Here is a 15,598-nt window from a genome sequence, read left to right on the forward strand (position 1 = left end):
TGGACATACTTAGATATCTTAGACTGTTGAAAAGTTATTAAATATAAAAAGAAAACCCACTTCATTGAAGTGGGTTTTCTTTTATAAGAATCTAAGATAAGAAGTCTAAAAATCCAAAGATCTAAGAAGTCTAAATTAGAATTGCTCTCTTCCAGCGAAATGGAATGCACCTTCGATAGCTGCGTTTTCGTCGCTATCAGAACCGTGAACTGCATTTTCTCCAATAGAAGTTGCATATGCTTTACGGATAGTTCCTTCAGCAGCTTCAGCTGGATTTGTAGCTCCAATTAAAGTTCTGAAATCCTCTACTGCGTTGTCTTTTTCTAAAATTGCAGCAACAATTGGTCCACGAGACATGAATTCAACTAATTCTCCGTAGAAAGGTCTTTCTGCGTGTACTGCGTAAAATGCTTTAGCATCAGCTACAGTTAATTGAGTTAATTTTAATGAAACGATTTTGAAACCTCCATTAGTAATCATTGCTAAGATATTACCGATGTGTCCGTTTTGAACTGCATCTGGCTTAATCATTGTAAAAGTTCTATTTGTTGCCATTTTATTGCTTATTTTTAATTTTGTGCAAAAGTATACTTTTTTTATGAATTGATTTTAATAAATTCATAATTTAAATGATACAAATTGATGTTTTAGCAAGGGAAAATGTAAAAATACTTTCGCCATATAAGTGATTTAAGTTCATTTTAGATTAACGCCGCAAAAAAAAGACGCACTGCTGTGCGTCTCTACTTATAAGAACTTCTATCACTTATATGGTGAAAAAGTTTTAAACTTTGAAAATGAGTTTGTTTTTATAGAAAATCCATAGAATAAACGACCAGATTCCGACGTAAACTAAGGCTCCCGCTAATGAGGCCATCATTGGATCGTTGAAGAATGGCGCAATTCCGAAATGATATAAATAGTTTAAAAGATTAATTTGAGTTTCAGGATTTTCAGGATTTTTTAGCTCTACCATTACTAAGGCTTGTGGAATAATCTGAGAAAAGAAAAATACAATCATTGGATTTACTCCCCAGATTAAAAATAATTTGAATCCTTTTTTGTAATCAGCAATATCAATTATATAATACAATATTGATAAACAAGTTGCGGCTAATCCTGTAGTGTATAAAACATAACTGCTTGTCCAAAGTGATTTGTTGATAGGGAAAACGATATTCCAGATTAAACCTGCGATGATTAGTGTAATACCGGCAATGGCAATTTTTGATGCCTTTTGAGTTTTAGGTATTTCGCGTTGTAATATTAAACCAATTAATAAACCGATGATTCCGTTTACAATTGAAGGAAGTGTGCTTAAAACTCCTTCCGGATCCCAGGTTATGGTTTCGCGATACATATGTCCATTTAGTAAAACGCTGTCTAACCAAGAGGCTAAATTTGTTCCTTTTTCTAAATTTGCCTCGCCAATTCCAGGAACAGGAATTAAAGTCATTATTGCCCAATAAGCCAATAAAAGAACTACTCCGGTAATGATTTGTGTTTTTTTACTTGTTTTTAAATATAAAAGCGAAACTACAAAATAGACAATTCCAATTCGTTGTAAAACACCTGGTAAACGAACACTTTGATAGGCTTCGATACCGCTATAAGCTAAAAACAGATAAATAAAGAGAATAGAAAAAGCCAGAATATTTTTGACTTTGGAGCTGAAATTACCCATTAAAGCATAACCAACAGCAATAGTAATAATTAATCGTCCAATAAGCAGTGGGATTCCGTCAAGTCCAAAAAGCTGAATTTTGGCAAAAAAGTTAAAGAAAATTCCAAGACAGAACATTCGTAACGAACGAACGAGGATTTTGTTAAAAGTGGTGTCATCCCAACTTTTAGTTGGCATTGCCAATGGAACAGCAACTCCCATAATAAAAATAAAAAACGGAAAAACTAAATCGGTTGGTGTGCAGCCATGCCATTCAGAATGTAATAAAGGTGCGTAAACATGTCCCCAATCTCCGGGATTGTTTACGATGGTCATTAATAAAATCGTTAATCCTCTAAAGACATCCAAGGATATCAAGCGCTCTCTGGTCATAATTTTGGTAAATAGGTTAATTTTTGTTTTTAAAAGTTACTATTTGGTTTAGAGAGGCAATAACTTCAGAAGGAGGTGGTTATTTATTTCTGATGATTATTACTTTATTTTTTTTGCCACGAATTTCACAAATTTTCGCGAATAAAAATTAGTGCTAATTTGTGAAATTCGTGGCAATATTTTTTGTTTTTTATATTGTTATGATATCAAAATTCGTTTCTAAAGGTTTTAGTTTCTGAATTAAAAGGGGAATCAATTGTTCTCCTTTTTCTAAATAAAATTCAGAAAAATTGGTTTGACGTTCCTGTAAACTTTGATTCGGAAATAATTCGCATTGTAAATCTACTACACGTTGTAATTCGTTATCCAATTTTCGTTTTTGTGCTTTTAATAAACGTTTTTCCAGGTTTTCTAAACCTTTCTTTTGTTTTACTTCTTGTGCTTTTACAGCTCCGGTAAATGATTTATCGGTTTGTTGCGCTAGTTCATAAAGATATTCAAATTGCTTTTCCAACGTTTCTTTTTGAGGTGTTAAATCAATAGGAAAGGCTGATAATTTGTGTGTGATCGCATTTACTAAATCGGCTGGTTTTGTAAATAAATCGGCCCAGCTTAAACCTAATTTATCTGCTTTTTGGGCTTGTTTTTCGGTGTTTAAAAGTACAGAATTACGAACCAAAAGTATCGGAAACGTAATTTTTACGGCTTCAAAGAAAGATTTTAATTCTAACCAATAAGCAATTTCTCCGCCTCCGCCAATGTAGCATAAATTTGGCAGAATAATTTCTTGATACAACGGACGCATAATTACATTGGGACTAAATTTCTCTGGATTACTTCCTAACAATTTTAGAATTTCTTCTTTCGAAAATGAAATCTTAGTATTGTTTACGAAGTATTTATCTTTCTCAAAAATGATTCTTTCCCTTAAATCATCTTCAATATAAAACAAATTGATTTCTCGAGGATTTACCTGAACGGTATAGTCTTTAAAATTTGCTATAGTTTCTTGTACCGCTTTAAAGGAAGTTTGCAGTTCTAATTCTTCTTTTATAAAAGGAATGAAAGCACGTTTTAACTTAGTATCATCGGCATCCAAAATAACTAAACCATAATTTGCGAATAAACTATTGGCTAAAAAGCGAGTCGCATCAGCAAGGTTATCATGGTTTAAATAAGCTTCTTCAAAGAGTTTTTTTAAGACATTGGCATTTGTGCTTGAACCTAAATCTTTGGAGTATATTTCGAAAAATTCTTCTAAACCTTCTGTGGAAAGCCTTCCGACAGGACCGGTACTTTCTTTGTTCCAACGGAATTTTTTCCCTTTAAAATTAAAATAATTGATCTCTTCAAAATCGTGATCTTCTGTAGCCATCCAATATATGGGAACAAAATTATTTGTTGGATATTTTAGCTTTAATTCTTTGGTGAGATTAATTGTCGAAATGATTTTATATAAGAAATACAACGGACCACTAAATAAATTTAATTGATGTCCGGTTGTAATTGTAAACGTATTAGGAAGCGCTAAAAGTTCAATATTCTGTTTTGTGGAATCTGAAATTTCAATGTTTTGATATTGCTTTTTTAAAGTTTCAACCAACGGGATTCGATTAGCATTATCAAAGTTTGCCTGTTTTTCTGTGATCTGTTTTTCGAAGTTCTCCGAAGTTGGAAAATGATTGTACAGCGGCTTTAATTCTGGTTTTTGATCTAAATAATCTTGTATTAACTTAGAGAAATATCCTGATGTTTGATAGCTGATACAGTCGGTAGGCATAATTTTAAATTTATTTTTGATAGCTGTAAATTTAATGAAAATATGTACTTAAAAACGGTTTTAACTATTGCTTATGATTTGATTTTTGATTTTAAGTTTAAAAATCTTGTAATCAGGATTTTATTTTTTTTTGATTTAAAGTTAATTCAGAGAATTGATAGTTTAAGAAATTTGTTAAAAAGGAAAAATGTTCTGAAACTTATTCTTCTAAAGATGAATTATTAATAATGAAATTATATTTTTGCAAGAAAAAAAAGTATATCTATCTTACATGAAAAATAATCCTAATAAGGAAAACTCCTTACGACATGTTCTTTTTGGATCTTTAATTGGTACCACAATTGAATTTTTTGATTTCTATATTTATGCCAATGCCGCTGTATTGGTTTTTCCACAACTATTTTTTCCGGGAGCCAATAGTACCGTTTCTACACTGGAGTCATTGGCTACGTTTTCAATAGCTTTTTTGGCAAGACCTTTGGGATCTGCTGTTTTTGGGCATTATGGTGATAAAATTGGTCGTAAAGTTACTTTAGTAGTGGCGTTATTAACAATGGGACTATCAACAATAGCAATTGGTTTCTTGCCGGGTTACGCGAGTATCGGTATAGTTGCTCCAATTTTATTGATGTTGTGCCGCTTTGGTCAGGGTGTTGGTTTAGGAGGTGAGTGGGGCGGAGCTGTTTTACTGGCAATTGAAAATGCACCTCCACATAAACGTGCCTGGTACGGAATGTTTCCTCAATTAGGAGCGCCTATAGGATTGTTGCTTTCAGGTGGAACTTTTTTGATTTTAACGGATAGTATGAGCAGTGAAGCTTTTATGGATTATGGTTGGAGAATTCCGTTTATAGCAAGTTCACTTTTAGTAATTGTTGGATTTTATATTCGTTTAAAAATTAGCGAAACTCCGGCATTCGAAAATTCTAAAGAAGAACAAAAAGAGGTTAAAATTCCATTTTTCACCTTATTGAAATCATATAAAAATCAATTGATTTTTGGAACCTTATCTGCAGTTACAACCTTTTTGGTATTTTATTTAATGACTGTTTTTACGCTTAGTTGGGCAACATCTGATTTGGGTTTTACAAAAAGAGATGCTTTATTGATCCAATTGCTTTCGGTATTGTTTTTTGCCTTTTTTATTCCGGTTTCGGCTTTGGTTGCTGATAAAATTGGACGTCGAAAAATATTAGTTATTACAACAGCTGCAATTGCTGTTTTTGGATTTTTCTTTTCTTACTTTCTAAATTCCGGAAATGCGACATTAGTAACAACTTTTGTTTGTATCGGAATGTCTTTGATGGGTTTTACTTATGGCCCGTTAGGAACTTTTTTATCAGAATTGTTTCCAACAACAGTTCGTTATTCTGGTGCTTCGTTGACTTTTAATTTGGCAGGAATTCTTGGTGCGGCATTTGCGCCAATGATTGCGATTTGGCTGGCAAGTACTTATGGTTTAAATTATGTAGGTTTTTACCTGACTGCTGCTGCTTTAATTTCATTAATCTCATTTTTAGTGATTTCTAAGAAAGTACATCAGTTTTAGTTTTTAACCGCAAAGTTTTCAAAGTATTTTTCGCAAAGGTCACAAAGTTTTTTTAGATCGTGATTTTATAAAAACACAAAGTTCGCAAAGCTTTTTTTAAATCTGGCTTTGCGAACTTTGTGTTTTCTATGTTTAAAGTAAAATTAAACTTAGCGAACTTAGCGGTTAATTATTCTTTATCGTTTCAAACTAAAATGTCCTCTATATTCAGTTCCGTCTAATCTTGTTACTGTAAACCAGTAATCAGATGCGGGTAATTCCTGACCTAGATAATTTCCGTCCCAAACTCCACTATTAACTAACTCTTTGATTAATTTTCCATAGCGATCAAATATTTTGATTCCTGTGTTTGGTGCTAAATAAGCAAAATCAATTGTCCAGTAATCATTATAAGTATCATTGTTTGGGGTAAAGAATTTTGGATATGGAAGTTCGTCAACAAAATTAATGCAGTCACCAGTAGTAGCTCCAAGAACTTTTATCGTTACCGGAACTCTGTCACTTTCGCAATTGTTTACTGTCTGCGAAGCATAATAAGTAACCTCGTTTTGAAGTAAAGTTGATTCTGATAAAGTAGTTGTAGCAGAGAGGCTTTCAAACCATTTTATATTTTCTCCTTTAATATCAATGTCGCTGATTTTAGCATTTTTTTGAATACAAAATGTTTGCGGAGATTTAGCAATTGGGTTTTGGATGTCCTGAATTTTTATAGCCACAGCAAGTCGTTTGCTTTCACAACTGTTTAAAGTTTGTGCTGCATAATATGTTTTGTTTTCAAGAAAAGTTGTTTCAGCCAAAGCGTTTCCTGCAATCGCTGCATCATACCAAATGATTCCTGTTCCTTGAATATTAATATCAGCAATTGTAGCATTCTGATTAATACAAAAAGGCTGTTCTGCTTTTGCAATGGGTAAATTTGTGTCTTTGATTTTTACCAAAATTGGAGTTCTGTCACTTTCACACCCTTTAGTTTGTGAAACATAATAAGTAGTATTGTTTTCTAGCAAAGTAGTGATTGGTATAATACTAGCTGCCATATAGGAACTATACCATTTCAAATTTTGTCCATCAATTTGTATATCATTTAAAGTTGCATTTTCATTTTTGCAGAAAGCACGACTGTTTAATTCAAGAGGAGCAAGAGGAGTATTGGTTATTGTTACTGTAACAGCTAATCTTTCGGTCTCGCAAATATTTGTTGATTGAGAAGCAAAGTAAGTTTTTCCATTTTGCAGTGCAGAAGTGGAGGACAGAATATTTCCATTTGTAGCATTATCATACCATTTTATTCCACTAAAATTTGGAGCTAAATCACCGATTGTTGCATTTTGACTTGTGCAAAAAAACTGACTTTCTTCACCATCAGGTTTTGAAGAATCGCATGGGCTAAGTTTAACAATAAAACCATCTGATGTAAGTACACCTCCATTATGCAAAGAGTCAAATATTTGACTGCCAACACCTGGATCGAAATCACATTCGCCATTAAAGTCGCCCAAAAGATATATACTTTTATTTTTGACCTTTATATCTTTTACTAATGAACGATAATTAGAAATTAACATATAAGCTTTATCAAAATTTCTATTTGAATCAAATTTTATTACATAACCAGATCCATATTGAATCGAGCCGTATGGGTTTTCCAGGAAAAAATCATTAGCAGAAGGATCGGCATCAACTTTTCCGGCAAAATCACCAACTAAATAAATATTATTTTGTGCATCACTTTCTATTTGCCACATACGAAAGTCTGCTGAAAATTGTGCAACAAAATATTCTTTTAAATCCAGGAAGTTACCATCGCTGTCAAGCCACAATAAGAATTTTTGGGATGAGGTGTTTACTACATTTGATGAAGGATCAACATCTATTGGTCCTTGATAAACTCCATTAGTACCTGCTAAAATAATATTTCCCTTGCGATCAAGATGAAAAGTTTCTATACCTTGTTGCGATAATTTTTTTTCCCACAGAATATTTGCATTGCTAGTATTTATATTAAATATAGAACACATAGGATAACCATGATCTGAAGTATTTAAGACCGTAATAATATTTCCATCAGGTTTTGTGTGAATTTTTACGTTAGATGGTTCAGGATAATCAAATATTTTTTTCCAAATAAAATTTCCAGAGTTATCTAGTTTAAAAATGTATGAAGCAATACTATTTTGTGATTCAAATTTTACATCAGTGTTGTTAATGTTTATGGTTTTTGAGTTTACAAACCAGCCGCCAACAAGAAGATTATTTTGGTTATCAATGTCAAAGCTATTGATAAAAAAGGAACCTGGATTTTTAATTTTAATTTTTGATAACTCATTTCCGTTCGGAGAAATTTTTATAATTGTGAAATAAGAGTTAATTTGATTTGAAACAAAATCTGCAGTTTGTAAAAGAAGATAAATATTGCCATCTGGTCCAATTTTTATTTCATAAGCAGATTGTCCTGATTTTAAATCTCCAAATGTTTTCCCCCAAACAAAGTCGCCATTATTGTTCAGTTTTATTAAATAAATATCTGCGTATGGAGAAAAAGGAGTAGAATTATTATTAATAATTTGAGTGCCATTAGGAGTTGGATCAAGATCGTAAGTATAAGATTGTGCTACACCAAGAGAATAAGAATTACCATCATTATCTACTTCTACTGCTTGAGCTTCATCACTTTGCTGATTTCCAATTTGCCTTACCCATTGAAAATCTTGAGCTTTAATACTATTGAAAAAAAATATAGAAATAAAAAGGAAAAGTAATTTATGTTTCATTTGGATAATTTGGCTTGTCGCAAATGTAATTAAATATCTACAAAAGAAAACTAAAATATCAAGTTGAATCTTTTCATAAAAAGTCCCTAAATATCCCGTATTTTTGCAAAAAAATAATCTCGTCTTGAAAACCAAACTTTTTGTAGTTACACCGCCTTTTACCCAACTGAATACTCCGTATCCGGCAACTGCATATATAAAAGGATTTCTCAATACTAAAAATATCGAATCGGTTCAGGCCGATTTGGGTATTGATGTGATATTGGAATTGTTTTCGAAGAAAGGTTTAATTAGTTTGTTTAACGTTTCACGTTTCAAGTTTGAAGGCTCTAATCAAGATCTTTCAGATAACTCCAAACGTATTTTTGCTTTACAAGACGAATACATCAAAACTATTGATGCTGTAATTCAGTTTTTGCAAGGAAAAAATCCAACATTAGCATTACAAATTTGTCAGGAAGATTTTCTGCCGGAAGCTTCTCGATTTGCACAATTAGAAGAACTCGATTGGGCTTTCGGAACAATGGGAACGCAGGATAAAGCCAAACACTTAGCGACTTTATATCTTGAGGACATCTCAGATTTTATAGTAGAATGTGTTGATGAAAATTTTGGCTTTAGCCGATATGCTGAACGTTTGGGCCGAAGTGCCAATTCGTTTGATGAATTATACGAAGCTTTACAGCAAAAACCGACCTATATTGATTCTATTTTGATTTCGCTTTTAAAAGAGAAAATCGAAATAGTGAAACCAACTTTATTTTTAATTTCTGTTCCCTTTCCAGGGAATTTATATAGCGCTTTTAGATGTGCACAATGGGTAAAACAAAATCATCCTGAAATTAAGATTTCTATGGGAGGAGGTTTCCCAAATACCGAATTACGTTCACTTTCTGATGCTCGTGTTTTTGAATTTTTCGATTTTATTACTTTAGATGATGGAGAAGTTCCAATAGAGGAATTAATTTTCAATCTCGAAAATCCAAATTACAATTCTTATAAACGAACCTTTCTTCTGGAAAACGGAAAAGTAGTTTACAAAAACAATTCTTTAAAACACGATTACAAACAAGCGTATGTAGGAACGCCTGATTATTCAGATTTGTCTTTAGATAAATACATTTCGGTTATCGAAATTGTGAATCCAATGCACAGAATGTGGAGCGACGGACGTTGGAATAAGCTTACAATGGCGCACGGTTGTTATTGGGGAAAATGTACTTTTTGTGATATTTCATTAGATTATATAAAAGTTTACGAACCTGTTGCAGCCAATTTATTGTGCGACAGAATGGAAGACATGATGCTGCAAACCGGTCAAAATGGTTTTCATTTTGTAGACGAAGCAGCTCCGCCAGCTTTAATGCGCGCTTTGGCTCTTGAAATTTTGCGCCGAAAATTAGCAGTAACCTGGTGGACAAACATTCGATTTGAGAAAAGCTTCTCTAAAGATTTATGTCTTTTGCTAAAAGCTTCCGGTTGTATTGCCGTTTCTGGTGGTTTAGAAGTAGCTTCTGATCGATTATTGAAATTAATAGATAAAGGGGTAACTGTTGAACAAGTTGCAAAAGTGACCCGAAATTTTACCGAAGCCGGAATCATGGTTCATGCGTATTTAATGTACGGATATCCAACACAAACCATTCAGGAAACCGTTGACAGCTTAGAAATGGTGCGCCAATTGTTTGAAGCGGGAATTCTGCAATCAGGATTTTGGCATCAATTTGCGATGACGGCTCATAGTCCGGTTGGGTTGTATCCGAAGAAATTTGGTGTTACAAAAGCAACAGAAGCAATTGGAACTTTTGCCAATAATGATATCGACTATACAGATTCTACGGGAATCAATCATGATAAGTTCAGTTTTGGATTAAAGAAATCGCTCTTTAATTTCATGCACGGAATCTGTTTTGACTATGAATTGCAGGATTGGTTCGATTTTAAAATTCCGAAAACTAAAATTGATCCCGATTTTATTTTTAATGCACTCGAAGAAGGAAATGACTTTAATACAAAACCAAATGCAAAAGTGGTTTGGTTAGGAGGAAAGCCTTCGGTAGAACATTTTACAAAATCAAAAAAAGGTCAGACTTGGGAAATGATGACTTTTACTTTTCACGATAAAAAGGAAAGTTTCAACATTCAGACTAACAAAAATAAAGGTGAATGGCTAGTTGAAATCTTAACCAAAATCACGGTATCAAATGCTAAAAACTACACTTTTCAAGAAGTAAAAGCTGACTTTGAAACCAATTTAGATGATTTTGAATTGTTTTGGTATTCAAAGCCAATTAATACATTGCGAGAATTTGGGTTATTAGTTTTGTAATCAATATTCAACATAAGTACCATCATTAGGAATCGCAGTTTTCGACAAAAGATCATTTTCAGCCAAAGCTGTTTTCAATTCTTCTCGAGTCGTTGGGCAATGATTTAAAGCCTCCAAATGATTGGCAAAAACTTTTCCGGGAGCAAGAGCCGCAAACTTCAAAATATCATTCATTCTCATTAACAAAGGCTGACCAATATCTAATCTTGCAGTTCCGCAGGCGACAGTTGCAATGTCAGGTTTAAATTCGACCAGAACTTTTTCTACGTGTTCTGTAAAAATAGTATCTGAGCTTATGTATACCGATTTCTCATTTGGCAATTCGATATGAAAACCCATGACATTTCCCATTAGTTTTGCAACAAAACCATAACCGTGAATGGCAGGAATTCCAGTAATTTTTCCGTCTAGAAAAGGTTGAGGTTGCCAGTAATCTAAAGTTTGAGTAATGTTTAAGCCTCTTTTGGTCAATGCCTTCTCATCTTTTACACTACAAATAACAGATACGCTTTTGCGTCTTAAAAAAATCTCTCCGGCTTTGTCAATATGATCAGGATGTAGGTGTGTGATTAAGCAATGGGTCACTCTACTTAGAATATCACGACTGTTTTTAGGCAAAGAAACCAATGGATTTCTTTTTGGTTTATATCGAAAGAAAGTAAAAGGCGGAATCGTTTTTCTCTTTCCTAACATAGGATCAACTAAAATTACATGTTGATCAGTTTCAATAACTAAAGTCGCGTTACGTAAATGATGCAATTTCATATCGGGGGATTTTAGATATTAAAAATACAAAATTTTAAATAGTTAAAGTCAAAAAAACTACATCGTAAATCGAAATCCTATTCCGTGTAGGTTTTCTATTGAAATTCCTTTTTCATTGACTAGAATTTTACGCAATCGCGAAATAAAAACATCCAGACTTCTTCCCATAAAATAATCATCAGTTCCCCAAAGAGATGTCAAAATTTGTTCTCTTTTTAAAACTGAATTTTTATTATCAAGAAATAATTTCAACAATTCGGCTTCACGCTGGGTAAGGCTGATTTTTTCACTTTCGTTAAAAAGAATAAAATTATTGGTATCAAACTGATATTTTCCAATTTCGTAAACACATTTTTCGGTTGGAATATTTTTGTGTGAGCGTTTTAAGAAAATCTCAATTTTCAATAATAGTTCTTCGATGCTAAAAGGTTTTACCAAATAATCATCGGCGCCCAGACGCAATCCTTTAATACGATCTTCTTTTAAAGTTTTGGCCGAAAGAAAAATAATCGGAATATCAGTATTCATTTTTCTAATCTCGGTAGCCAATTCAAAACCATCTTTTTTGGGCATCATTATATCAAAGATACAAATGTCAAAATTCTCATTTTTAAAAGCTTCTAAACCCAAATTACCATCGCAACAATGTGTAACGTGATAGTTGTTTTGTTCCAGATTATCTTTGGTCAGGAACGCCAGAGTTTCATCGTCTTCGGTATAAAGTATTTTGAATTGTTTCATTTTTTATAAGGAATTGACAAGGTTATTGTTGTACCGTTTTCTAAATTATTTTCAGCTTTAATTTTCCAATTATGCAAGTTGCAGATTTCTTTTACATAATACAAACCAAGTCCAAAACCATTTACTTCATTACTTTTTTCGTTTTGAGCACGGTAAAACTTATCAAAGATAAAAGAAATGTTTTTAGAAGCAATTCCAATTCCGTTATCAACGAATTTTAGTTTTAAAGTCGAATTTTCGACTGCTATCTGAATTGTGATTTCGGGTTTTTCATTGCAATATTTAACCGCATTATCCAGTAGATTATAGACTAAATTAGAAAAATGAAAAACATCTGTTTCTAAATGATATTCATTTGAAACACTTTCAATTTTAATAATTGCCTGAGGATACTTTAACTGAATATTTTCGATAGTTTCTTCAATAATCGGAATAATTAAAACAGTTTCCTTTTTTAATTCTAAAGGCGTATAATCAGATTTGGCAATGTTTAAAATTTTCTCGATATGATGATTCAGTTTATTACTCTGATTGATAATAATATCCGTATAAGTATAAAGTTTTTTGTCGTCTTTGATCGGATTTTGTTCAATTAAATATTTCGAAGCAATTAAAATAGAAGATAAAGGAGTCTTGAATTCGTGCGTCATATTATTTATGAAATCTCGTTGCAATTCAGAATATTTTTTTTGTTGCAAAAGGGTAAAAATCGAGTAAACATAAATTAATAAAATAAAAATAAGCGCTATAGAAAGTACAAACCAAAAACGCATCGAACTGAATAAATAAGTGGTTTCATTAGGAAAACGAACGGCAAAATAATAGACTAAATTTTTATGTTTGGGAAAGGAAACAGTTTTCTTTGTTTTTTCTTTATCAGAAAAAGAAATATACTTTCCGTAAACCATTTCGTCACTTTGACAATTGTACACTGCATATTCAAAATCAGTCGTAATGTTCATTTTTTTGAACTCAGCTCTCAAATAAAATTCTAAAACATCCGGTTCAAAAGCATTGTTGACATTGACAATATAATAATCGTTAGAAATTTTCTGAACAGGGTTTTGGCAGGAAGACTCATGATCTTTTCCTTCGTATAATTTTCTAGCCACCTCAAGTAAAGCAATATTTGCCTTCTGACTCAGTTTTTTCTGTTCCAGAGTAAAAGCTTCTTTAGTCCAAAGCAATTGTGCTACCAATATACTTATAATGGCTACTAATCCTAAGATTATGATACTATTGAGTTTATTTATTTTCAAGAAAACGGGTTTTATAAGGTGTAATATTAATCAAAATTATAGTCAAAAATAGCGATTAACAACTCGTTAACAAAGATTTGAAAGCGGTTAACAGCGATTTGATTTTGTCTGAGGTACATTTGAAATATCAAATTTGAACTATAAACCATTAAAATAAATAAATATGAAAATGATTAAAATTTCGATGTTGGCTCTAGCTTTAGGTCTAATGTCTTTTTCAGCAATTGCTCCGGTACAATCTTTCACATCTGAAACAAAAGTAGGAACAACAGCTTCGACTATTGTTTGGAAAGCAGAAACTATCGATGTTGGACAAATTCCTCAAGGAACTCCAAAAGCAATTGTTTATGAATTTAAAAACACAGGAAAAACTTCTGTTGTAATTACTAATGTTCAGGGATCTTGCGGCTGTACTGCGACAGATTATACTAAAGAGCCAATTTTACCTGGTAAAACGGCTAAAGTAACAGCAACTTATAATGCTGCTAATAAAGGTGGTTTCACAAAAACAGTTACTGTAACAACAAGTGCCGAAACGGCTCCAAAAATCCTTACTTTAAAAGGAACGGTTATTTAAATAATTAAAGGTTGGTTATAAAGCGAAAAACTCCAAATGTGCCATATTTGGAGTTTTTTTTATGCTTTATATTTAAAGAAAATGAAGATTAAATTTCGATGATTTAGGAGCTTGTAAAGGCAATATTAATTTTTCAGGATATGATTTGTTATTAGCAAAACTTTTCTATTTTTATTAAAAATATTATTATGAAAATTTTGTATCCGCTTGCTGCTGTTGCCATTCTTTTTGTTGCTGTTTCTTGTAATTCTAAAGCAGAAAAAAAAGAAGAAGAATTAAAAAAGACTGCAGAAAAAGTTGTGCCCGAACTTAAAATTACAATTGATAGTTCCGGTATTGCTGCTTTTTATCAGACCTATCCTAAATTACAGAAATTTCAAAATGAGGTTTTGGCTTTATATAAGAAAAATAAATCTACCCAATTATGGTTGGACAATAAAGGTGTAGTAGAATTTGGAAGTACTTTGTTTAATAAATACAAAGGATTAGATCGAGAAGGTTTGAAGGCTAATTTTCCTTATAATGAAAAGATCAATCCTATTTTTGAGCATATTTCAGACAATAAATTATCACAGACCGACACTGATTTAATGATTACCAATTTATATTTTTATTATGTTCAGAAAGTATCTGGTGTAGATGAAAAAACAACTCAATTATTAGAATGGCTTTTACCTCGAAAAAAAGTAAATTATCAGGTTTTTTCAGATTCTATTTATAAAAAGGCAACGATCAGTGACGACAAAAAGAACAAAATGTTCAGTCAATACTACAAGCTTCGTGATGCGCTTCATCAATACAGAGAAATAGAGAAAAAAGGCGGTTGGAAGAATATTGAAGTCGATGAAGATTTTAAGAGTTTTAAAAAAGGAGATTCTGCAATTGCTGTGGGACAAATTAGAGAAAGACTTTATATAACTGGAGATCTTAAAGAGGATAATAAAAGTAATGTGTGTGATTCTTTATTGATATCGGCGGCCAAAAACTATGAAATACATCACGGTTTAACACCAAAAAATATAATCTTACCCGAACATATTGCCGAAATGAATATTCCGGTTTCAGACAGAATCAAAACGATTATTGCCAATATGGAACGTTGCAGATGGATTGATCCGGCACTTGAAAAAGGAAAGGAATATATAGAAGTTAATATCCCTGAATTTAGATTGTATTTGATTCGTGACCATCAAATTGCATTCGTTTCACCAGTTGTGGTTGGAAGAGCCATGACCAAAACGGTTATTTTTAGCGGAATGATGAACAATATTGTTTTTAGTCCATATTGGAATGTTCCAACAAGTATTATCAATAGTGAGATAAAACCCGGAATGGCAAAAAACAAAAACTATCTGGCTCAAAAAAATCTGGAGTGGAATAATGGTGCTGTGCGTCAGTTACCTGGAAAAAACAATTCACTTGGTTTAGTGAAGTTTTTATTTCCAAATTCTAATAATATTTATCTACACGATACACCTGCAAAAAGTTTGTTCGAAAGAGAAAACAGAGCATTTAGTCATGGATGTGTACGAGTTGGAAAACCTAGAGAATTGGCAATCGAACTTTTAAAACAAGATCCATCCTGGACTGTGGCACGAATTGATAAAGCAATGCACGCAGGAAAAGAAAATTGGGTTAGTTTAAAAAAGAAAATTCCGGTTTATATTGGATATTTTACTGCTTGGGTAGACCGCAAAGGAGAATTGAATTTTTATAAAGATGTTTACCAAAGAGACGATAGTTTGATAAAACTATTGACGGAAGAATAGTT

Annotated in this window: 11 protein-coding genes; 4 read left to right on the plus strand and 7 right to left on the minus strand. The window is 32.3% G+C overall.

From position 1 onward, the window contains the following. Positions 1-135: 135 nt before the first annotated feature. The 3 genes from LPB88_RS16245 to bshC form a co-directional block, all read right to left on the minus strand. On the minus strand, positions 136-555 hold the full coding sequence (locus tag LPB88_RS16245) for a nucleoside-diphosphate kinase (RefSeq protein ID WP_055095565.1): 420 nt from the start codon (positions 553-555) through the stop codon (positions 136-138). A 229-nt stretch (positions 556-784) separates the two neighbouring features. Beyond that, positions 785-2,056 (minus strand): acyltransferase family protein, encoded by a 1,272-nt coding sequence (locus LPB88_RS16250; protein WP_230716701.1) that lies wholly within the window; start codon positions 2,054-2,056, stop codon positions 785-787. A gap of 190 nt (positions 2,057-2,246) precedes the next feature. After that, entirely contained in the window at positions 2,247-3,836 is a 1,590-nt protein-coding gene (bshC, locus tag LPB88_RS16255) for a bacillithiol biosynthesis cysteine-adding enzyme BshC (protein ID WP_230716702.1), read from the minus strand. Positions 3,837-4,107: 271 nt separating this feature from the next. Here bshC and LPB88_RS16260 point away from each other — a divergent pair, with 271 nt between their 5' ends. Further along, on the plus strand, positions 4,108-5,385 hold the full coding sequence (locus tag LPB88_RS16260; protein ID WP_230716703.1) for an MFS transporter: 1,278 nt from the start codon (positions 4,108-4,110) through the stop codon (positions 5,383-5,385). A 176-nt stretch (positions 5,386-5,561) separates the two neighbouring features. Here LPB88_RS16260 and LPB88_RS16265 read toward each other — a convergent pair whose 3' ends face one another. Further along, positions 5,562-8,156 carry a T9SS type B sorting domain-containing protein gene (locus LPB88_RS16265; RefSeq protein ID WP_230716704.1) on the minus strand — a complete coding sequence of 865 codons (2,595 nt, stop codon included), beginning with the start codon at positions 8,154-8,156 and terminating at the stop codon, positions 5,562-5,564. Between the two features lie 124 nt (positions 8,157-8,280). Here LPB88_RS16265 and LPB88_RS16270 point away from each other — a divergent pair, with 124 nt between their 5' ends. Beyond that, a complete protein-coding gene (locus tag LPB88_RS16270) occupies positions 8,281-10,485 on the plus strand; it encodes a radical SAM protein (RefSeq protein ID WP_230716705.1) in 2,205 nt (734 codons plus the stop codon). On the opposite strand, the gene LPB88_RS16275 is transcribed toward LPB88_RS16270, so the two are convergent. Genes LPB88_RS16275 through LPB88_RS16285 form a run of 3 tightly spaced genes read right to left on the minus strand, consistent with a single transcriptional unit; the run spans position 10,486 to position 13,250 of the window. Further along, complete coding sequence (locus LPB88_RS16275; RefSeq protein WP_230716706.1) at positions 10,486-11,250, minus strand: MBL fold metallo-hydrolase; 765 nt, start codon at positions 11,248-11,250, stop codon at positions 10,486-10,488. 57 nt (positions 11,251-11,307) lie between these two features. Further along, positions 11,308-11,991, minus strand: coding sequence for a response regulator transcription factor (locus LPB88_RS16280; RefSeq protein ID WP_230716707.1), 684 nt, complete (start codon positions 11,989-11,991; stop codon positions 11,308-11,310). Beyond that, complete coding sequence (locus tag LPB88_RS16285; protein WP_230716708.1) at positions 11,988-13,250, minus strand: sensor histidine kinase KdpD; 1,263 nt, start codon at positions 13,248-13,250, stop codon at positions 11,988-11,990. Before LPB88_RS16285 ends, LPB88_RS16280 begins: the two co-directional genes overlap by 4 nt. 163 nt (positions 13,251-13,413) lie before the next feature. Here LPB88_RS16285 and LPB88_RS16290 point away from each other — a divergent pair, with 163 nt between their 5' ends. Both LPB88_RS16290 and LPB88_RS16295 read left to right on the plus strand, forming a co-directional pair. Then, positions 13,414-13,827, plus strand: a complete 414-nt coding sequence (locus tag LPB88_RS16290) for a DUF1573 domain-containing protein (protein ID WP_230716709.1) — start codon at positions 13,414-13,416, stop codon at positions 13,825-13,827. Positions 13,828-14,015: 188 nt separating this feature from the next. Further along, positions 14,016-15,596 (plus strand): murein L,D-transpeptidase, encoded by a 1,581-nt coding sequence (locus tag LPB88_RS16295; protein ID WP_230716710.1) that lies wholly within the window; start codon positions 14,016-14,018, stop codon positions 15,594-15,596. Positions 15,597-15,598 lie beyond the last annotated feature (2 nt).

The sequence above is a fragment of the Flavobacterium sp. JAS genome (assembly GCF_020991455.1).
Taxonomy (GTDB): domain Bacteria; phylum Bacteroidota; class Bacteroidia; order Flavobacteriales; family Flavobacteriaceae; genus Flavobacterium.

Bases quoted from the DNA above. Each gene is read 5' to 3' on its own strand.
- LPB88_RS16290 (WP_230716709.1), top strand. From the start codon at position 13,414: ATGAAAATGATTAAAATTTCGATGTTGGCTCTAGCTTTAGGTCTAATG.
- LPB88_RS16260 (WP_230716703.1), top strand. From the start codon at position 4,108: ATGAAAAATAATCCTAATAAGGAAAACTCCTTACGACATGTTCTTTTT.
- LPB88_RS16280 (WP_230716707.1), bottom strand. From the start codon at position 11,991: ATGAAACAATTCAAAATACTTTATACCGAAGACGATGAAACTCTGGCG.
- LPB88_RS16245 (WP_055095565.1), bottom strand. From the start codon at position 555: ATGGCAACAAATAGAACTTTTACAATGATTAAGCCAGATGCAGTTCAA.
- LPB88_RS16250 (WP_230716701.1), bottom strand. From the start codon at position 2,056: ATGACCAGAGAGCGCTTGATATCCTTGGATGTCTTTAGAGGATTAACG.
- LPB88_RS16295 (WP_230716710.1), top strand. From the start codon at position 14,016: ATGAAAATTTTGTATCCGCTTGCTGCTGTTGCCATTCTTTTTGTTGCT.
- bshC (WP_230716702.1), bottom strand. From the start codon at position 3,836: ATGCCTACCGACTGTATCAGCTATCAAACATCAGGATATTTCTCTAAG.
- LPB88_RS16265 (WP_230716704.1), bottom strand. From the start codon at position 8,156: ATGAAACATAAATTACTTTTCCTTTTTATTTCTATATTTTTTTTCAAT.
- LPB88_RS16275 (WP_230716706.1), bottom strand. From the start codon at position 11,250: ATGAAATTGCATCATTTACGTAACGCGACTTTAGTTATTGAAACTGAT.